This is a genomic window from Sphingopyxis sp. YF1, from assembly GCF_022701295.1.
In the GTDB taxonomy this organism is placed as follows: domain Bacteria; phylum Pseudomonadota; class Alphaproteobacteria; order Sphingomonadales; family Sphingomonadaceae; genus Sphingopyxis.
Genome location: NZ_CP033204.1, coordinates 1960413 through 1979870, shown reverse-complemented (window position 1 = coordinate 1979870; position 19458 = coordinate 1960413). Strand labels below are relative to the sequence as shown.

The window sequence follows — 19458 nt, the reverse complement described above, 5'->3', positions numbered from 1 at the left end:
AAGTCTTCAGGCGTCCCACGCCAGATGCAGATGTTCGAGCGCCATCACGCTGCCGCCGCGGCAGCTTTCGTCACCTTTGGCAATTTGCCGGAAATGGCCGACGCGGGCGAACCAAGCGCGGTAGAAGATGATCAGCTCCATGCGCGCGAGGTGCAGGCCGAGGCATGTGTGGATGCCCGAGCCGAAGGCGGCGTGGCGGTAGAATTGACGCTCGACCGAAACGGTTTTCGGGTCTTCGGTCAGCCCTTCGTCCCAGCCCACAAGCGGCAGCGGCGCGAGGATGCAGTCGCCGGCGCGCAGCTGCGCGCCCTCGAGTTCGGTGTCCTCGACGATATAGCGCGGGGTCGCGACGAAGGCGTAGCGGCGCAGCAATTCCTCGACCATGTTCGGGATCACTGCCGGATCGTCGATCGCACGCTGACGCAGCTTTTCGTCGTGCGCGAGGTGGCGCATGCCGAAGCTCATCGCGTTCGTCACCGTGTCGAGCCCGGCGAGGAACATCAGAAAGCCGATCGACATCAATTCCTCGAAGGCGAGCTTGCGCCCGTCGACTTCGGAAACGATGATCTTCGAGATCATGTCGTCGCGCGGTTCGGCCATGCGTTGCTGGATTAACTTGGCAAGATTGCCGACGATCTGCTGCGCGAGGCCGTTGCGAACTTCGTTGCTCGCCTGCGAGTTGAAGAAGCCAGTGACGAGTGCGCGGAATTCCTCGAACTTTTCCATCGGGAAGCCGAACAATTCCATGAACACCGCAACCGGCAGGCGCGACCCGATCGCGCCGACGAATTCGCATTCGCCATGGCCGACGACCTCGCCGAGCAACGCGTCGGTCCATGCCGCGACGCGGTCTTCGAGCGGTTCGATCGCTTTCGATTCAAAGAAGGGGCGCAGCATCTGCCGATACGCACGGTGCTCGGGCGGATCGAGCATTTCGGGGATCATCTTCGGCTGGTTCGGATTGGGCGGGATCGACAGATAGCGGCTCGAGAAAATCTCTGGGTGCCGCACGACATGCTGCACCGATGCGGCCGTGTTGCAGACCCAGTGGCCACCGTGCGCGCTGGTCCAGAACACCGGCGGGGCGGTCTCCTTCAGCTCCCAGTATCGCGCGTGGCAATCGGCGAGCAGGCCGGGGTCGGCGATATAGTCGAACTCATGGACCGGCGAACGCGCCGGGGATTGCGACTCGGTCATCCATCCTCTCCTCTTGACGTAAGTAAACGATCGTTTACATTCGGAGTCAACGGAGAGATGCGATGGCGACGACGACTGAAACACCCGCGCGCGACGCGGACCGGACGCGAACCGCGATCCTCCATGCTGCGCAGCAAATTTTCGCGACCAAGGGCTTCGCCGAGGCGGGGGTGCGCGACATCACCGCGCTCGCCGGGGTCAATCCGTCGCTGGTCAGCCGCTATTTCGGCGGCAAGCTCAAGCTGTTCGAGGCCGCGCTCGACGCCGCGCTCAACACACGGATGATGACCGACCTGCCGAAGCAGGGGTTCGGGAAGGCGATCGTCGCGCGCTTTGCCGACGACGACGATCGCGTCAGTCCGCTGCCCATGATGTTTCGCGCCGCTGCCGACAGCGAGGCGCGCGCGGTGGCGCAGCGATTGCTGCGCGAACGCGTGTTCGATCCGCTGCAGCACTGGTTCGGGGGCGAGGCCGCGGCGGTGAAGGCGGCGCGTTTCATGATGGTCTCGCTCGGCTTCTTCGCCTACCGCGACCAGCTGCCGCTCGCCGAATTCGCCGGACCGGTCGAACCCGGCCTGCGGCGATGGCTGGAACAGGAATTCCAGGCCATCGTCGACGACTGACACGGCTCAGGCCGCGAGCAGGGCCGCCGCGTCGACCGACGCGACGAATTGCAGCAGATGCGCGCGCTTCAGGCAGAAGTGCGGGAACGCCTCGTCGGTCATGCCGATGCCGCCGTGAATCTGGATATTGGCGCGGCCGTTATCGAGCGCCGCCTGATCGGCGAGGCGTTTCGCCGCGGCGACATGGAAGGTCGTGTCGGCATCCTCCGCGTCGAGCGCGCAGGCGGCATAATAGAGCTGCGAGCGCGCGACCGCGGCGCGCACCGCCATGTCGGCGCACATGTGCTTGATCGCCTGGAACGACCCGATCGGACGTTCGAACTGTTCGCGGACCTTGGCATAGTCGACCGCCATGTCGCGCGCCGCATCGGCGCAGCCGACCGAAAAGGCGGCGGCCAGCAACTGCAGGTGAAGCGCGGCGCGCGGGTCGTCGACCGTCTCGGTCAAGGGCATCGCGGACAGCCGGACCAGCGTGGCAGAGGGGTCGAGGGAGTGGCCGGGAACGAGCCCGGCGGGCAGGGCGAAATGGCCGATCCTTCCGTCGAAAATGCCGAGCCCATGCTGCGCAGCATCGCCATCGAGCAGACGCAGGCCGTCTGAAGCGGCGACGGCCAGTGCGGTCTTGCCGCGCGTTCCCGTCCAGCGGGCGGCGACCGCCGAAGCGGGCAACGCGACCGGTGCCAGGTGGCGGCCGAGTTCGGCAAAGACCAGCACCTCGGTCGCATGATCGAGCGCGAGGCCGCCATTCGCTTCGGGCGCGGTGATGCCCGGCAGGCCCATCGCCTCAAGCTGGTTCCACAGGTCCGCCGGGCGATCGCGGGCGTCCTCCAGCGGCATGGTGTCGCGGCACCAGTCGGCGGTCGCGGTGACGAAGGCGCGCTGGTCGTCGTCGGGGGTCAGGTTCATGAGGCGTCCTTGGTTTCTGGGCCCCGACCGGTGCCGGGGCGCGATGCCCGCTGCGCGTTCATCGCGATCTGGGTAGGCCGAGCAGGCGCTCGCCGATGATGTCGCGCTGGATCTGCGCGCTGCCGCCGGCGATCGTCCCGGCAAAGCCGCGCAGATAGTCGCCGACCGCATTGTCGTCGCCATAGGCGAAGTCGAGCATCTCGGGCCCGGCCAGCGCCACCGCCATGCGGTCGAGCCGCTGGCCGAGTTCGGCGGTGAACAGGCGGATCAGCGATGCCTCGGCGCCTGGCTGGCCGGTGCGCACGACTTCGGAAATGTTGCGATAGGTCATGGCGCGCAGCGCCGCGACCTCGGCGCGCATCTGCGCCAGTTCGTGAGCGATGCGGTCGTCCCCGATCATGCCGTTCGCGCGCGCTGTCGCGATCAGGTCGTCGATCTCCTGCCCCTGCTTGACCTGGTCGGCGATGAAGCCGGTGCCGCGCTCGAAGCTCAGCGTCGACATCGCGACCTTCCAGCCGTTGCCGAGCCCGCCCACGACATTGGCGAGCGGGATGCGAACGTCGTCGTAGAAGACCTGCGCAAATTCGATCTGTCCCGACATCTTGCGGATCGGGCGGACGGTGATGCCGGGGGCGTGCATATCGCAGATGACCCAGCTCAGCCCGCTGTGCCGGCGCGATCCGTCCTCGGTGCGCAGCACCAGTTCCTGCCAGTCGGCGACATGCGCGAAGCTGGTCCATATCTTCGACCCGTTGACGACGAGTTCGTCGCCCTCGATCCGTCCGCGCGTCTTGATCCCGGCGAGGTCCGATCCCGCGCCGGGCTCCGAGAAACCCTGGCACCAGATCGCCTCGCCCGTCAGGATGCGCGGCAGGTGGTATGCCTTCTGCTCTTCGCTGGCGTTGATGATCAGTGTCGGGCCGCCGTGATTGATGCCGACGAAGTTCGCGCCGATCCACGGCGCGTGCGCCTTGGCATATTCCTCGAGCCAGATGACCTGCTGGACGATCGACAGCCCGCGGCCGCCATAGTCGGTCGGCCAGTTGATCCCCGCCCAGCCGGCGTCGAACAATTGCCGCTGCCACGCCTTGTCGAACCCGATCGCGTCGGCGGCGTCGAGCGGGCGCGTTTCGGCGGGGACATTGGCGTGCAGCCAGTCGCGGCACTCTTCGCGAAAATGCGTTTCCTCGGGTGAAAAGCCGATGTCCATCAAGCGTCCCCCCGCGTTTTCGCGATTGCCGCCTTCGCGCTGCCGCTTTCGATCGCGCGCTTGCCGAACTGTTCGCGGATCGGCACGAATTCGGGCATCACCAGCGACCGGCGGAGCCAGTTGGCAGCATCGACGACCAGCGTGTGGCCGCTGATGTAGCTGGCGTAGGGCGAACAGAGGAAGGTCGCCGCCCAGCCGAGTTCGCGCACCTCGCCGACGCGTTGCCCCGGTATCGTATTGTCGCCGCGCTCGCCTTCGCGGTGGCGCGTCATGTGGCCGGGCAGGTCGTCGTGCGGAAAGCGCCCCGGGGCGATGCAGTTGACGCGGATGCCGTCGGGTGCCCATTCGACGGCGAGGCTCTGGGTGAGGTTGGTGACGCCGGCCTTCGCCGCCGCCGAGTGCGAGGTACCGGGGCCGCCGGTCCAGCTGTAGGTCGCGCCGATGTTGAGGATCGCGCCGGGCTTGCCGTCGCGCAGCCGCCGGATCGCGAATTCGCGGCTGCAATTATAGGTGCCGTTGAGCACGATGTCGACGACGGTGCGAAAGCCGTTGGGGGTCATTTCCTCGGCGGGCGCTGGGAAATTGCCCGCGGCATTGTTGATCAGCACGTCGACCGGGCCGAACTGGGCCTCGATCGCGTCGAAGGCGCGTGCGATCGCGTCGGGATCGCGCACGTCGCAGGCGACCGCGATCGCCTCGGCGCCGACCGCCCGGATTGCCGCCAGCCCGGCTTCGAGATGTTCAGGCTTGCGGCTCAGCACCGCGATCCTGGCGCCGAGCCTTGCAAACTCGACCGCCATGCCCTTGCCGAGCCCGGTGCCGCCACCGGTAACCGCGACGACCTGTCCGGCATAAGTGCCGTCGGGCAGCGCCTTGGCGCCGGGCGGGGGAGGGGAAGGGAGCGCCATCTTATTTCCCCTTGTAGCTGGGTGCGCGCTTCTCGCGGAGCGCAGCGCGGGCTTCCTGATAATCCTCGGTCTTGAACAGATAGGATTGGGCGTAGAGCTCGGCGCGGGTGCCGGTGCGGATCGTCGAGCCGTGCATCAGGTTGATCATCTCCTTGGCCAGCGCGAGGTTGATCGGCGGTTTCGCCGCGATATCGCGCGCGATTTCCAGCGCGCGGGCATCGAGTTCGTCGGGCGCGACGACGAAATCGACTGCGCCCCATTCGAGCGCGGTCGCGGCGTCGATCTTCCGCCCGCTCATCACCATATATTTGGTCCGCGACGGGCCGATCAGCGCGGTCATCATCTGCGTCCCCCCGGTGTCGGGCAGCACGCCGTAGAGGATTTCGGGCAGCGCCATCTTGAGGCTGGTGTCGGAAATGCGAATGTCGGCGGCGAGCGCGAGTTCGCATCCGCCGCCGATCGCGCCGCCCTTCAGCGCCGCGATGATCGGCTTGGTCGATTCCTGCATCCGCAGCCGCCCCTCCTGATGCCGCCGGATGAAGTGGAAATCGCTCTCGTCGCGCGCGCGGTGGCCGAGCACATCGGTGTCGCGCCCCGAACAGAAGCTCTTGCCTTCGGCGCGGATCAGGATCGCGCTGCTGTCGCTTTCGTCGAGCGCCTCGCCAAGCAGCGTCTGGAACAGCGACGACATGTCGTCGTCCATCGCATTGTGCCGGTCGGGCCGGTTCAGCGTCAGGATACGCAGCGCGCCGTCGCGCTCGCTCAGGATCAGTCGAGACATGTCCACTCCCTTTTTCTTTTCGGCAGGGCTTGCACCACATGTATAACTAAGTCAATTATGTTGAACGATATGGGGAGAGCGTAATCGATGGAACTGAGCGGAAAAACGGCGCTCGTCACCGGCGCCTCGCGCGGTATCGGCGCGGCGATCGCGCGGCGACTCGCGGGGGCCGGCGCGCATGTCGCGGTCAACTATGCGGGCAGCCGCGACGCCGCCGAAGCGCTGGTCGCGGAGATCGTCGCGTCGGGCGGCAAGGCCTTTGCGGTGCAGGCCGACGTCGGTAGCCTCGACGGCATTCGCGCGATGCTCGCCGCGTGCGACGCGGTGTTCGGCGGGGCACCCAGCCTCGACATATTGGTCAACAACGCCGGGGTCGGCGGCGAAGGCGACGCCGGCAGCCTTGCCAAATGCAGCGAGCAATTGTTCGACCGCATGATTGCGGTGAACCAGAAGGCGCCGCATTTCATCACCCAGTTCTGCCTCGAACGCCTCCGCGACGGCGGGCGCATCGTCAACATCGGCTCGCTCGGCGGACGCTCGGCGCTCCCGCCCTTCGCCGCCTATGCCGCGACCAAACGCGCGTTGCAGAGCCTCACCATGTCGACCGCGGTCGTCGTCGCGCCGCGCGGCATCACCTGCAACCTCGTCGCACCCGGTGCGGTCGACACCGAATTCAACAGCGCGCTGCTCGAAAAACCCGGCTGGGCCGAAAGCACGGCGAAGCTCACCCCGATGAAGCGCCTCGGCGTCCCCGACGATATCGCCGGCGCCGTGATAATGCTCGTCCGCGACGACGCGCATTGGGTCACCGGCCAGATCGTCGAAGCGAGCGGGGGGCTGTTCCTGTGAGCGAATTGATCGGCAAGACCGCGCTCGTCACCGGCGGATCGCGCGGAATCGGCGCGGCGATCGTGCGGCGGCTGGGACAGGCGGGGGCGCATGTCGCGGTCAACTATGCCGGGAGCAAGGACGCCGCCGACGCGCTGGTCGCGGAGATCGTCGCGGCGGGCGGCCGGGCCTTCGCGGTGCAGGCCGACGTGTCGTCGCTCGCTGGAATCGAGGCGATGTTCGCCGCCTGCGATGCGGAGTTCGGCGGCGCGCCCAATCTCGACATATTGATCAACAATGCCGGGGTCGGCCGCGGCGGGCGCGACGGTTCGCTCAAGGGCGCGGACGAGGCGCTGTTCGACGAATTGTTCGCGGTCAATGTGAAGGGGCCGCATTTCGTGACGCAGGCGGCGTTGCCGCGCCTCCGCGACGGCGGCCGCATCGTCAATATCGGGTCGATGTCGGGCAAGGTCGGCCAGCCCTTCGCCGCCAGTTATGCAATGACCAAGCGTGCGATCCAGAGCCTGACGTTTTCGACCGCGCTTGCGGTGGCGAAACGCCGGATCACCTGCAACTGCGTCGCCCCCGGCGCGGTCGCGACCGACTTTATCGCGGCGCTGCGCGAACAGCCCGGCTGGGACGAAGCGACCGCGAAGCACACACCGATGGGGCGGGTCGGCGAGCCCGGGGACATCGCGGGCGCGGTCATGATGCTGCTCGGCGACGACGCGCGCTGGGTGACAGGGCAGGTGATCGAAGCGAGCGGAGGCCTCGCGCTCTGATGGCGATGATGACCGAGAAACTGCGTGCGATCATGGCACTCGATCCCGATCGCACCGAGATCGATTTCGAAGGCGCCGAATATAGCTGGGCGCGGATCGCCGGCAATGTCCGCGCGATCGAGGCGGCGCTCGACGCGATGGGGCTGCCCGAGGATGCGCGCGTCGGCATCATGCTGCGCAACCGCCCCGGCCATGTCGCGGCGATCGTCGCGGTGCTGTCGACCGACCGCTGTCTCGTCACGCTGAACCCGGTGCTGCCCGACGCGCGGCTGTTCGCCGATGTCGAAGGGCTGGAGCTGCCGGTGGTGATCGCCGACGCCACCGACCTTGCGCGCCCGGGCCTCGCCGAAGCGCTGGCGCGTGCCGGGTCGGCGGTGATCGAGGTCGGACCGCGCCTGGAGGGCGTTCGCATCGTCGCCGGAGATGTCCGTGCTGCGATGCAGACCTCGCCCGGGGTCGCGATCGAGATGCTGACTAGCGGCACCACCGGTGCCCCGAAGCGCGTACCGCTGAGCCGTGCCGCGTTCGACGCGAGCTTTCGCGGCTTCGCCAAATATGAACGTGGCAAGAGCTTCGACGATCCGCCGCGGCTCGGATCGGGTGTGACGATGGTCATGAACCCGCTGACCCATATCGGCGGCATTTACGGCTGCATCGGCGCGCTGATGGCAGGGCGCAAGATCGCGCTGCTCGAAAAATTCAGTGTCGACGCGTGGGTCGATGCGGTGCGGCGCCACCGGCCCGCGGTCGCCTCGGCGGTGCCCTCGGCGGTGCGCATGCTGCTCGACGCCGATGTCGATCCGGCCGATCTTTCCAGCCTCAAGTCGCTGATCTCGGGGACCGCGCCGCTGTCGCCCGATCTCGTCGACGCCTTTTACGCGCGTTACGGCATCCCGATCTGCGCCAATTACGGCGCGACCGAATTCGCGGGCGCGGTCGCGGGCTGGACGATCGACGATTTCCACCGCCACTGGACCGAGAAGCGCGGCGCGGTCGGGCGCGTCCACGCCAATATGGAGGCGCGCGTCGTCGATCCCGAGAGTGGGGCGGTCCTGCCGTCCGGCGAGGAAGGCCTGCTCGAACTCAGGGGCGAGCAACTCGGCAACGGCCTCGAATGGCTGCGCACCACCGACCGCGCGATCCTCGACGCCGACCGCTTCCTGTTCATCCGCGGCCGCGCCGACAATGCGATCATCCGCGGCGGCTTCAAGATCCACCCTGACGACGTCGTCGGGATACTCAACACCCACCCGGCGGTTCGCGAGGCGGCCGTCGTCGGCGTGCCCGACGCGCGGCTCGGCGCGGTTCCCGCCGCGGCGATCATCCTCAGGGACGGTGCCGCAGCGCCGGCGGCGGACGAGCTCAAGGCGTGGCTCAAGGACCGGCTGATCGCCTATCAGGTGCCCGTCCATTTCCGCATCGTCGCCGATTTTCCGCGCACCCCGTCGATGAAACCGTCGGCGCCGGGGCTGCGCGCGCTGTTCGAAGGAGAGGGCTGATGGAAAGTTTCGCCGGCAAGTCGGTGATCGTGACCGGGGGCGGCAAGGGGGTTGGGCGCGGTATCGCCGAGGCCTTTGCTGCGGCGGGTGCCGAGGTCATGCTCGGCGCGCGTACCATCTCCGCCGCCGAGGATGTGAAGGCGGCGATCGAAAGGGCGGACGGCATCGCCGAATGCTTTGCCGCCGACATCGCGAAACATGCCGACTGCCGCGCACTCGTCGGGGCGACGGCGCAGGCGTTCGGCGGGGTCGATATCGTCGTCCATGCCGCCGCGGACATCCCGCACGGCGGGCTCGGCCATGTCGACGACGAACGGCTCGAAGCGGGGTTTGCGAGCATCGCCAAGGCGGCCTGGTGGCTGCTCGACGCCGCGCGCCCGCATCTCGTGAACGCCCGCGACGGCGGGCGCTTCATCGCGATCGGATCGGTCAACGGTACCTTCAGCGTCGTCCCGAACATGACCGCCTATGGCATGGCGAAGGCCGCGCTCGACGCCTTCATTCGCGCCGCGGCGGGCGATGTCGTGGGCGAGGGGATCACCGTCAACGCGGTCAATCCGGGGCTCGTCGCGAGCGACCGCGCCCGGTCGGTGCTCGGTGACGAGGGGCTCGCCGCCTATGGCGCGACGGTGCCCGTCGGGCGTGCGGGGACACCCGCCGACATCGCCCACGCCTGCCTTTTTCTCGCCTCGGCGCGCTCGGACTATATCACCGGCACGACGATCAAGATGGACGGCGGCTCGACCGTCGCGGCGTCGCCCGGGCGCAATGATATTTTGCAGGAACGGCTGAAGCTCCAGCACGGAAAGGCGCCCTGATGGACCTCGGCATTTCGGGAAAGGTTGCGCTCGTCTTTGGCGGTTCGAAGGGCATCGGGTTGGGCTGTGCGCATGAATTCGCGCGTGAAGGCTGCAAAACCGTCATCGCTGCGCGCACGAAGGCGACGATCGACGACGCGGTGGCCGAGGTGCAGGCGGCGGGTGGCCAGGCCGTCGGCATCTCGGCCGACTGCACGAGCAAGGATGGGATCGCCAACGCGGTGCGGGCGGCAACCCACGCCTTCGCACCTCCAGACATCCTGATCTTCAACGTGGATTCGGGGCCGAAGGGCAGCTTCCTCGAGGTCGACGACGACACTTTTGCCGCGGCGAACACCAATAATGTCATGGCTTTCCGCTGGGCGGTGCAGGCAGTGATTCCGCACATGCAAGCGCGGGGCTGGGGGCGTATCCTGACCATCGGCACCAATTCGGTGAAGGCGCCGCACCGCAAGCTCGCGCGCGCGGCGCAGAACACGTACCGCGTCGGTGCACTCGCGCTGTCGAAGACGCTCTCGGCCGAACTCGGCCCGATGGGGATCACGGTCAACACGCTCGGCACCGGCGCGATCGCGACCCCGCAGTTCAAGGAGGTCTTTACGAAGATCGCCGCCGAGCAGGGCCAGAGCTACGACGAGCATATCGCCGAGCGCACCGCCGCTTACCCAATCCCACGCATGGGCACGCCCGAGGATATGGCGGCCGCCGCCGCTTTTCTCTGCTCCGACCGCGCGGGTTTCATCACCGGACAGGTGCTGGTGATCGATGGTGGCAATCTCGAAGTTCTGCAGTAACGATTAGCAATCAAAGGAAATGACATGAAACTGGGAAGTGACATTGCGGCGGTGGTGACGGGCGGTGCGTCGGGGCTCGGCCGCGCAAGCGCCGAAGCGCTGGCGGGCGAGGGGGTGAAGGTCGCGATCTTCGACGTCAACGAGGAAGGCGGCAAGGCCGTCGCCGACGCGATCGGCGGGGTGTTCTGCAAGGTCGATATCACCAGCGAGGACAGCGTGGTTGCCGGGTTCGAGGCGGCGCGCGGCGCGCACGGACAGGAACGCATCCTGGTTCATTGCGCGCAAATCTCGAAAGGCGGCAAGACCGTCCGCTACGACAAGGCGACGGGTGGCTATGTGCGCTATTCGACCGACGACTACGCCTTTTCGGCGCAGGGCATCCTGATTGCCAGCTATCGGCTCGCCTCGCTCGCGGCGCTCGGCATGGCCAATGCCGATCCGCTCAACGAGGATGGCGAGCGCGGCGCGATCGTGCTGACCGCGTCGGCCGCGGCGCAGGACGCGCAGATCGGGCAGGTGGGCTACGGCTCGCTCAAGGCGGGCGTGAACGGGCTCGTGCTGCCGCTGGCGCGCGACCTGATGGACCTCGGCATTCGTGTCAATTCGATCATGCCCGGCATCTTCGCGACCCCGCCGATGCTCGCGGTCAAGGACAAGGCGCCCGCGATCTTCGAAGGGCTCGCCGCGTCGGTGCCCTTTCCGAAACGCCTTGGCCATCCGCACGAATTCGGCAGCCTTGTGCTCGAACTCGCGCGCAACGGCTATTTCAACGGCCAGACGCTCCGCCTCGACGGTGCGATCCGCATGCCCCCCAAATAGGCCCCAAGCAGGAATGATGATTTGAACGCACCCCAGCAATTTCCGTTCGCGTGCCGGTCGGCCGGACCGGCACCGCTCCGCCGCCCGGGTTCGATCCGGCGCACCACCTCGATCGATTCAGACTGGCCCGACGGGTTCGGCGAACCGTGGATCATGACGGGGCGCGCGCGCGACCTGCTCACGTCCGATACCGGCGAGGCGGTCGAACTCGCGGGCGGCGAGTTCCGCATCCGGACCTCGCCGGCCCGCGAGATACTGGAAATTGCCGTCGCTCCCGACCATGCGCGCGCGCAGGACATGGTCGGGGTGCGGGCGGGGGGAGCGAGCCGTACGGGGCTTGCCGAAACCCTCGGCGAGCTTCGCGGTACGCCGCTGTTCCAGGTGCTCGACGACTTCGCCGGCGCCAGCCTGGTCGCGGGATGGATCTGGTCGCGCTGGGTGCCCGACTGGCACGCGCGTATGCGCGCGGCGCGCGCGCAGTCGCCCGCGGGCAACAAGGGGCGCATGGTCGGCATCTGCACCGGCTTTACCGAAGGTGCCAGTTCGCTGGCCGATGACGGTACGGTCGATCATGGCGATCAGTCGGCGACCGAGGTCGGTCCACTGGTCAATCCCGACGACCCTCTTGGCTGGCACGAACTGCCCGAGCAGGCAGGGCGTCCGCTCGCCCGCCGTGCCCGCCGTATCGATGTCTGGCGCGCCGAGGGCGTGCTCAAGGTCGATGCCGGTTTCCAGGACAGCGGCCCCAATCCGCAGGGTACGCGCACCGCGATCCACGAATATCGCGTCTATGCCGAGGTCGACGAGGCGAGCGGGACGCTGCTCGCGCTGCAGGCATTGCCGCTGATCCTGCCGTTCCGCGAATGTCCCGGCGCGTCGATGAAGGCGTCGCGCATGGTCGGGCAGAATGTCGGGGAGTTTCGTCAGGCGGTGCTCGACACGCTCGCCGGAACCGTGGGCTGCACCCATCTCAACGACGTGCTGCGCGCGCTCGCCGATGTGCCCGCGCTGGCAAGAAGCCTGCCCGACTGAAGGAGTGCATACGCGTTCCGTAACGGCATGCGAGAAAATCGCGCAACCCACTTGTCTGTCTTGTTAGACTTAGTTATACAACTCGGGAAGCGGGGACGCCAGGAAGCCTCGCGGGGAGGATGTTGACCATGATTTTCAAGCAAAAGCGCGATTCGGTCCGGATGCTGGCGACGGTGTCGCTCACCGCCGTCGCCCTGTCGTCGGCCCCGGCCTTTGCCCAGGCGGCTCCCGCAGAGACCCAGTATGACGACGACGCGATCGTCGTGATCGGCGTGACCAAGCAGGACGCCAATATCCAGGACACGCCGATCGCGATCACCGCGTTCAGCGGCGAGACGCTGAACGAGCAGGGTATCTCCAAGGTCGAGGATATTGCGAGCTTCACTCCCGGCTTCAACATCCGCGGCGCCGGCAACAATCCGACGGCCTTTTCGCTCGCGATGCGCGGTCAGGTCCAGAACGACAATATCGCGACGCTCGAACCGTCGGTCGGGACCTATCTCGACGAAATCTACGTCGCGCGCGCCTATGGTCTCAACGTCGAACTGGTCGACGTCGAGAATGTCCAGGTGCTGAAAGGTCCGCAGGGGACGCTGTTCGGCCGCAACACCTCGGCGGGTGCGGTGCTGATCCAGACCGCCAATCCGCGCTACGACGAAATCTCGGGCAAGCTCAGCGCGACCTATGGGCGCTTCGACGAGCGCACCGGGCAGGCGGTGCTCAACCTCGGCCTCTCGGACAGCCTCGCGATCCGCGGTGCGCTCTATTACCAGAAGCGCGACGGCTACAAGACCGACGTCAACACCGGCGCCAAATATGAAGGGCGCGAGACGATCAACGGCCGGGTCAAGCTGGGCTGGAAGCCCACCGACACGCTTGAGGTCCTGCTGTCGGGCGAATGGTACGACACCTATATCGACGGTCCGGTCCGCCAGAACCTCTTCTTCAACGCCCCCGCCGCCTTTGGTCCCGCCAAGCCGATCGTCGACGGTATCGCCGCGGCCGAGCGTGCCGATTTCGGCGGCAACCCCAATCTCGCCGCCTACACGCCGCCGTCGGCCGTCGTCGGCGCCGATCCGCGCGGGCCGTTCAACAAGACCCAGACGCAGACCTATTCGGCGAAGTTCATTCTCGACACCAACTTTGGCCAGATCCGCTGGATCAACGGCTATCGCGGCGTCCAGAGCGAGAATCTGATCGACCTCGACGGATCGAGCGTCGTCGGCCACTTCACCGAGGGCACGCAGGACCTCAAGCAATATTCGTCCGAGCTCCAGCTGACCGGCACCGCGCTCGACGACCGCCTGAATTTCGCCACGGGCATCACCTATTTCCGCGAAACCGGGTTCGACCAGTCGCGCTCGAACCTGTTCAACGGCAAGTTCACCGCAGGGCCAACGGTTCCGCCGCAGTTCGTGGGCCGCACCAACTGGTCGAACTTCTCGGGCCAGCTCGATAACGACAGCTATGGCATGTACGGCCAGCTCAACTACAAGCTGACCGACGCGCTCCGCGTCACCGGCGGCCTGCGCTATTCGATCGACGACAAGCGCGTGACCACCCAGACGGGCGACGTGGTCGACAATACCGGCCAGTTCGTGCGCTGCACGCCCGCGACCGTGGCGATCCCCTGCGACCGCGAACGGCACAAAACCTTCACCAACCTCTCCTACACGATCGGCGTCGACTATGACGTGACCGACGACATTCTTGTCTATGCCAAGCACAGCAAGGGCTATCGTTCGGGCGCGCTGCAGTTGCGCACGGTGACCCTCGCGGACTCGATCCCGTCGGATCCCGAAATCGTGCACGAGCAGGAAATCGGCATCAAGACGACCTTCCTCGACGGGCGTGCGCGCTTCAACGTCGCGGGGTATCACAACAAGGTGCGCGACGCGCAGCGCAGCCCGGTGCTCGCTCCCAACGGCATCAGTCAGACGGTGATCGAAAATGCCGACACCGAAACCTGGGGCGTCGAGGCGGATGCGTCGATCGAAGTCGTCGACGGCTTCACCCTCTTCGCGTCGGGCGCGCTCAGCGACCCCAAATATACGCGCTACGAGGGCAAGGCGCTCGACGGCGTGCCGCCGAACCAGGCGATCGTGACCGTCGACAAGAGCGACTATCTGCTCATCGGTCTGGTCAAGAAGCAGTTCACCGTCGGTGCCAACTACAAGCAGGACTTTGGCGGGGTCGGGCTTGACGCCAACATCGTCTATGCGTGGCAGGGCAAGATGCCGCAGATCGACATTCCGGTGAACATGTTCACCTCCACCGCGCCGGGCGGGCTCGGGCTGACGCAGGCGCAGGCCGATCAGCTCGCGGCGGTGGCGCAGTCGGGATCGCTCGGCCTGCTCAACGCGCGCGTCGCGCTCAGCTTCGGCCCCGAGAAGAATTTCGAGGTCGCGCTGTGGGGCAAGAACCTCACCAACGATCAGGAACAGCAATACACGCTTTTGCTGAGCAACATCTATGTCGGGACGTCGTACAACGAACCGCGCAGCTATGGCGTGACCGCCAGCTTCAAATTCTAGGAACCACAGGGCGCTCTCAAGGGAGCATTGGGGGAGGGACGGGCGACCGGACCTCCCCTCTTTTTTGTCCGTCCTCCCGGCGAAAGGAAAAGCATGTCTTCGGAACCTTCGAGCCGCCGCGGCCTGACGCTCGGCCTGCTCGTCGTCGTCGCGATCCTGAGCTATGTCGATCGCCAGGTTTTTACGCTCTTCCAGGACGACATCAAGGTCGAGCTCGGGCTCGACGACGCGCAGCTCGGCCTGCTCACCGGCATCGCCTTTGCGGCCTTCTATGCGCTCGCGGCCTTTCCGATCGCGCGCTACGCCGACCGCGGCGATCGCCGTCTGGTCATCGCGATCTGCGTGTCGATCTGGAGCATCGCGACCGCGCTTTCGGCCTTCGCGCATAATTTCTGGCAGATGCTACTCGCGCGCGTCGGACTTGCCGCGGCCGAAGCGGGGGCCGGGCCGGCGGGGCTGTCGCTGCTCACCGATATCTTCCCCAAGGATCGCCGCACCACGGTGATCTCGATCATGCTCGCCGCCAATGCGGTCGGCCTGTCGGGCGGGCTCGCGCTCGCGGGCTGGCTGTCGCAATGGTACGACTGGCGGACCGTCTTCCTGATCGTCGGGCTGCCCGGCGTCGGGGTTGGCCTGCTCGTCTATCTGCTCGCCGCCGAGCCGAGGCGCCGCGGGGCCGTCGCGGCCGTCCCGCCGCGCCAGTCGAGCGTCGGCGAGGTGCTGCGCACGATGGCGGGCAATCCCTCGCTGCGCTGGGTCGGGCTGCTGCTGTGCATGGTGCCGCTCACGGGCTTCGCCTTCATCCTGTGGGGCGCCTCCTTCTTCCAGCGCGTCCACGGCATGGACAAGACCGAAACCGGCTTCTGGCTCGGCGGTGCGATGGCGGCGGGACTGGTGATCGGCAATCTCGTCGCGGGCTGGGTCAGCGACCGCTACGGCAAGGCGAACCCGCGTTTCAACGGCTGGTTCGCGGGGATCGGGCTGCTTGTTTCCTTTCCCTTCGGTCTCTATTTCGCGATCAGCGACAATGCCTATGTCGCGCTTGCCTGTTTCGTCGTCGTCAAGTTCATGATGACGCTGCATCTGGGCCCGATCATCGCGCTCTGCTTCGCGCAGGTGCCCGAACAGATGCGCGCGATGATGTCCGCGACGATCAACATGTTCATCGGGCTTGCGGGCGTGGGGCTGGGCGGCACCGTCGCGGGCTTCCTCAGCCGCTATTTCACGCCCGGATACGGCGACCTCTCGCTCCAGCCGTCGCTGGCCACGCTCAGTTTTTGCCTGCTGGTCGGCGGGGTCGCCGCGATCATGGCGGGGCGGACGGCAAGGCCGCTGGAGGCGTGACCTCCCCAAGCATCGTCATTGCGAGCGAAGCAATCCAGAGTGGCGTAAACCCGCTCTGGATTGCTTCCCTTCGCTCGCAATGACGCAATGAATCGAATGCGTCGAAAGCTTACGCCGCGACCTTCGCGCTCGTCGCCACCACCGGCTCGATCCCGAACAGCCGCGCGGCGTTCAGTCCCAGGATATTGCGCCGGACTTCGTCGCTGACGTCCATCCCGTCGAACAGTTCGTCGACGATGCGGCGGCTGATCGGGAAGGTGCCTTCGGCGTGCGGATAGTCCGATCCCCACATGACGTTCTTCGCGCCGGGTAGCCCCGCTGCTGCCGAGGCGATGCATGCGCGGTCGTGCTGGAAACTTGCCCACACCTGATCGTCGACGATCCGGCTCGGCGAGCGGCCGAGCTTGGGAAAGACGAAGTTGGCATGCGCGACCGACACCTCGTCCATGCGTTCAGCGAGCGCGACGAGCCAGCTCGCGCCGCTCTCGATGAACGCCACTTTGGCGCCCGGATTGCGGTCGAGCACGCCGCCCGCCACCAGGTACATCACGCTGTGCTGCGCGTCGTTCATCTGGTTGGTGTAGTTGATGATCCCGGCGCCCGGGCCGCGCTCGACGATCACGCTTTCCAGCCCCGTGCCGGTGTGCATCACGAACACGATGCCCAGCGTCGCGGCGCGGGCGAAGATCGGGTCCCACGCCTCGCTGTTATATTTGGGCAGCGCCGGGGGCGTCGTCGCGGGCAGCATGGCCGCGGTGAAACCCTTAGACGCCAGATAGTCGAGCTCGGCGAGCGTGTTCGAGAAATCGAGTACGGGCAGCATGCCGCAGCGCACGAAGCGGTTCGGATGGCCGCCGAGGAAGGCGTCGTTCCAGTCGTTGTAGAGCCGCGCCGACGCCGCTTCGGCCTCGGGATCGTCGAGGCAATAGAGCCACAGGCCGAGCGACGGGAAACAGATTTCGCTGTCGATCCCCTCCAGCTCCATATCCTCGAGCCGGCCCGGGATTTCGCGGATGCCCTTGCGCTGCGCGTCGCCGAGCTGCTTCTCGCGATGCTGGCCGACGCGCAGGCGATAGATGATCTTGTCCTTGGTCCCGGTGACCAGATATTCGCCCTCCATGCGGGCGTGGATCGCGTGATCCTTGAGTGACGCGGGCAGGCCGTCGAGGAAGATGTCGGCGGGTTCCATGATGTGGCTGTCGGCGCTGAAGATGAAGGGTTTCACGGCAATCTCCTCTCGACTCGCTGATCGATCTCTGCGCGATTAAAAGATACCTAGTTATATAAGTCAAGCGCCGCATGGGATAGACATCATCCATCTTGTCGCATAAATAGATATCTAATTGAACGTGAATGCCCAATCTCCGTTCGCCCTGAGCTTGTCGAAGGGCTGTCCTGTCTTTGGGCCTCGAAAGGAAGAACGGTGCTTCGACAAGCTCAGCACGAACGGGTGAGGGGAGAGGCGTCGGAAACGTTGGCGAGCCGTACCGCCCGCCAGCTTTCTCAGCTCAGCCTCGCCGCCGACCCCGGCACGCATCTCGGCGCCGAGGACGATCTGATCGCACGCTTCGGCGTCAGCCGCCCGACGCTGCGGCAGGCGGCGAAGCTCGTCGAGCGCGACCGGCTCATCAGTATCCGCCGCGGTGCGCAGGGCGGCTATTTTGCCGCGCGCCCCGACGCGCGCGACGCGATCCAGTCGCTCGCGCGTTTTCTCCGTATGAAGGGCGCGGACCTGCTCGACGTGATCCAGGTGACGCGTCCGGTATCCGAAGAGGCCGCCGCCGCTGCCGCGAACAGGCGCGGCAACGCCGACGTCGCGCGGCTGCGCGCCTTTGCCGCGACGATCGACGCCAACGACACGCCGCGCGAGCTGATCGCCGCCGAGGTCGAAATGGCGCGGCTGATCTCCGCGATGAGCGGCAATCCGGTCGTCGAACTGGTGATGGAGATCGGTTACAGCTTCGGTCTCGACGAACGCGGCAGCGACCTCTACGCCGATCCCGACCGTCGCGACCGGACGCGCGCGATGCAGCGCAGCCTGATCGCCGCGATCATCGACGGTGACGCCGACATCGCGCGGCTGATGATGCGGCGCCGGTCGGAACAGTTCGACGCGTGGCTGCACGCGGCAAAGAAGGATCAGGAATGAGCATCGTCGAATATCGGGGTTTCGCGGGGGTCCGGCTCGAGGCCGAGGTCGCGGGTTCCGAAAACGACCCCGCGGTGCTGCTCGTCCATGGCGCGGGGCAGACCCGCGGCGTATGGGCGAGCGTCGCCGATGCGCTCGAACAGGCGGGGCGCCGCGTGATCAGCCTCGACCTGCGCGGTCATGGCGGCAGCGAATGGCCCGAGGACGGCCGCTATGATTTCGAGGCGCTGGTCGAGGATTTGCGCGCCGTGCTCGCACAGATGGGGACGCGTCCCGTCGTCGTCGCGTCGACGCTCGGCGGCTGGATCGCCAGCGCCGCGCTCGAACGCGATGCGGCGCTGCTCGCATCGGGGCTCGTGCTCGTCGATTCGCCCGTCGACGTCGATCCGGCGGTGGCGCGGCGGGTCGGCGAACGGCTGCGCGAGGCCGCGACGCTCGCACCGGGGCAGGCGCGCTGGGACCTGCGATTGTTCGATACGCTCGACACCTCGGCAATGGCCGACCGCCTCGATGGGATCGCCGGCAAGCTCGCGCTGCCGACGCTCTATGTGCGCGGCGCGATCAGCGAACTCGTGTCGCGGACGGATGCCGCCGCGTTCGTCGCCCAGCTGGCCGACGGCGAACTGGCCGAGGTCGAGAACAGCACGCTCGTCGTCACCGACGACCGCGCCGACGCGCTCGGCGGCTATCTGATCGACTTTCTCGAACGCCGCGCCCCGCGCGGGTCGCCCGAATATCGCGCGGGCAGCGACGCTCGCACCTTTCGCGATGCGCTCGGCTGTTTCGCCACGGGGGTGACCGTCGTCACCGCCATCTGTCCCGACGGCACGCCGATCGGGTTGACCGCGAACAGCTTCACCTCGGTCTCGCTCGATCCGCCGCTGCTGCTCGTCTGCATCGCCAACAACGCCGGCAGCGCCCCCTATCTCAAGGATGCCGAACGCTTCGCGGTCAACGTCCTCCAGATCGGCCAGCAACCAACCTCGAACCGCTTCGCGGGCAAGGGCGAGGATCGCTTCGGCATTACCCCGTGGGAACTCGGCGAATTTGGCACGCCGGTGCTCAGCGGATCGCTCAGCAGCTTTGAATGTTCGCGCGATGCGGTGCACGACGGGGGCGATCATTTCATCCTCGTCGGACGCGTGCTCAAGGCGATTTTCGAGCCGCGCCGCGACCCCTTGCTCTATTTTCGCGGCAAATATCGCAAACTCCATTTCGCTTGACGGCTGGACAA

Annotated in this window: 18 protein-coding genes; 12 read left to right on the top strand and 6 right to left on the bottom strand. The window is 66.7% G+C overall.

Features of this window, described 5'->3' with window-relative positions; all coding sequences use genetic code 11:
• Window positions 1-6 precede the first annotated feature (6 nt).
• A complete protein-coding gene (locus EAO27_RS09580; protein WP_242779987.1) occupies window positions 7-1197 on the bottom strand; it encodes a cytochrome P450 in 1191 nt (396 codons plus the stop codon).
• Between the two features lie 62 nt (window positions 1198-1259).
• Here EAO27_RS09580 and EAO27_RS09575 point away from each other — a divergent pair, with 62 nt between their 5' ends.
• On the top strand, window positions 1260-1820 hold the full coding sequence (locus EAO27_RS09575) for a TetR family transcriptional regulator (RefSeq protein WP_242779985.1): 561 nt from the start codon (window positions 1260-1262) through the stop codon (window positions 1818-1820).
• Window positions 1821-1826: 6 nt separating this feature from the next.
• Here EAO27_RS09575 and EAO27_RS09570 read toward each other — a convergent pair whose 3' ends face one another.
• From EAO27_RS09570 to EAO27_RS09555, 4 genes are read right to left on the bottom strand one after another with little or no spacing between them, the layout of a single operon-like run.
• Window positions 1827-2726 carry an acyl-CoA dehydrogenase gene (locus EAO27_RS09570; RefSeq protein ID WP_242779983.1) on the bottom strand — a complete coding sequence of 300 codons (900 nt, stop codon included), beginning with the start codon at window positions 2724-2726 and terminating at the stop codon, window positions 1827-1829.
• A gap of 58 nt (window positions 2727-2784) precedes the next feature.
• Complete coding sequence (locus EAO27_RS09565) at window positions 2785-3936, bottom strand: acyl-CoA dehydrogenase family protein (RefSeq protein ID WP_242779981.1); 1152 nt, start codon at window positions 3934-3936, stop codon at window positions 2785-2787.
• The gene (locus EAO27_RS09560) at window positions 3936-4844 is read right to left on the bottom strand and encodes an SDR family oxidoreductase (RefSeq protein WP_242779963.1); all 909 of its coding nucleotides are present in this window, start codon (window positions 4842-4844) and stop codon (window positions 3936-3938) included. The genes EAO27_RS09565 and EAO27_RS09560 overlap by 1 nt, the downstream gene beginning before the upstream one ends.
• Window position 4845: 1 nt before the next feature.
• Complete coding sequence (locus EAO27_RS09555; protein ID WP_242779961.1) at window positions 4846-5625, bottom strand: enoyl-CoA hydratase/isomerase family protein; 780 nt, start codon at window positions 5623-5625, stop codon at window positions 4846-4848.
• Window positions 5626-5712: 87 nt separating this feature from the next.
• On the opposite strand from EAO27_RS09555, the gene EAO27_RS09550 reads away from it, so the two are divergent.
• The 9 genes from EAO27_RS09550 (at window position 5713) to EAO27_RS09510 (ending at window position 16075) form a co-directional block, all read left to right on the top strand.
• Window positions 5713-6474 (top strand): SDR family oxidoreductase, encoded by a 762-nt coding sequence (locus EAO27_RS09550; RefSeq protein WP_242779959.1) that lies wholly within the window; start codon window positions 5713-5715, stop codon window positions 6472-6474.
• On the top strand, window positions 6471-7235 hold the full coding sequence (locus EAO27_RS09545; protein ID WP_242779957.1) for an SDR family oxidoreductase: 765 nt from the start codon (window positions 6471-6473) through the stop codon (window positions 7233-7235). Before EAO27_RS09550 ends, EAO27_RS09545 begins: the two co-directional genes overlap by 4 nt.
• Entirely contained in the window at window positions 7235-8734 is a 1500-nt protein-coding gene (locus EAO27_RS09540) for a fatty acid--CoA ligase family protein (protein ID WP_242779955.1), read from the top strand. Before EAO27_RS09545 ends, EAO27_RS09540 begins: the two co-directional genes overlap by 1 nt.
• A complete protein-coding gene (locus tag EAO27_RS09535; protein WP_242779953.1) occupies window positions 8734-9552 on the top strand; it encodes an SDR family oxidoreductase in 819 nt (272 codons plus the stop codon). Before EAO27_RS09540 ends, EAO27_RS09535 begins: the two co-directional genes overlap by 1 nt.
• Window positions 9552-10346, top strand: coding sequence for an SDR family oxidoreductase (locus EAO27_RS09530; protein WP_242779951.1), 795 nt, complete (start codon window positions 9552-9554; stop codon window positions 10344-10346). Before EAO27_RS09535 ends, EAO27_RS09530 begins: the two co-directional genes overlap by 1 nt.
• Before the next feature lie 24 nt (window positions 10347-10370).
• Window positions 10371-11165: an SDR family oxidoreductase gene (locus EAO27_RS09525; protein ID WP_242779949.1), complete on the top strand. Its 795-nt coding sequence runs from the start codon at window positions 10371-10373 to the stop codon at window positions 11163-11165.
• A gap of 21 nt (window positions 11166-11186) precedes the next feature.
• Window positions 11187-12197 carry a DUF2889 domain-containing protein gene (locus EAO27_RS09520; protein ID WP_242779947.1) on the top strand — a complete coding sequence of 337 codons (1011 nt, stop codon included), beginning with the start codon at window positions 11187-11189 and terminating at the stop codon, window positions 12195-12197.
• A gap of 128 nt (window positions 12198-12325) precedes the next feature.
• Complete coding sequence (locus EAO27_RS09515) at window positions 12326-14731, top strand: TonB-dependent receptor (RefSeq protein ID WP_242779945.1); 2406 nt, start codon at window positions 12326-12328, stop codon at window positions 14729-14731.
• Window positions 14732-14824: 93 nt separating this feature from the next.
• Window positions 14825-16075, top strand: coding sequence for an MFS transporter (locus tag EAO27_RS09510; protein WP_242779943.1), 1251 nt, complete (start codon window positions 14825-14827; stop codon window positions 16073-16075).
• A gap of 109 nt (window positions 16076-16184) precedes the next feature.
• Here the strand turns inward: EAO27_RS09510 and EAO27_RS09505 are convergent, their stop codons facing one another.
• The gene (locus tag EAO27_RS09505) at window positions 16185-17300 is read right to left on the bottom strand and encodes an amidohydrolase family protein (protein WP_242779941.1); all 1116 of its coding nucleotides are present in this window, start codon (window positions 17298-17300) and stop codon (window positions 16185-16187) included.
• A 249-nt stretch (window positions 17301-17549) separates the two neighbouring features.
• Here EAO27_RS09505 and EAO27_RS09500 point away from each other — a divergent pair, with 249 nt between their 5' ends.
• Both EAO27_RS09500 and EAO27_RS09495 read left to right on the top strand, forming a co-directional pair.
• Complete coding sequence (locus tag EAO27_RS09500) at window positions 17550-18224, top strand: FCD domain-containing protein (protein ID WP_242779939.1); 675 nt, start codon at window positions 17550-17552, stop codon at window positions 18222-18224.
• Window positions 18221-19447 carry an alpha/beta fold hydrolase gene (locus EAO27_RS09495; RefSeq protein ID WP_242779937.1) on the top strand — a complete coding sequence of 409 codons (1227 nt, stop codon included), beginning with the start codon at window positions 18221-18223 and terminating at the stop codon, window positions 19445-19447. Before EAO27_RS09500 ends, EAO27_RS09495 begins: the two co-directional genes overlap by 4 nt.
• Window positions 19448-19458 lie beyond the last annotated feature (11 nt).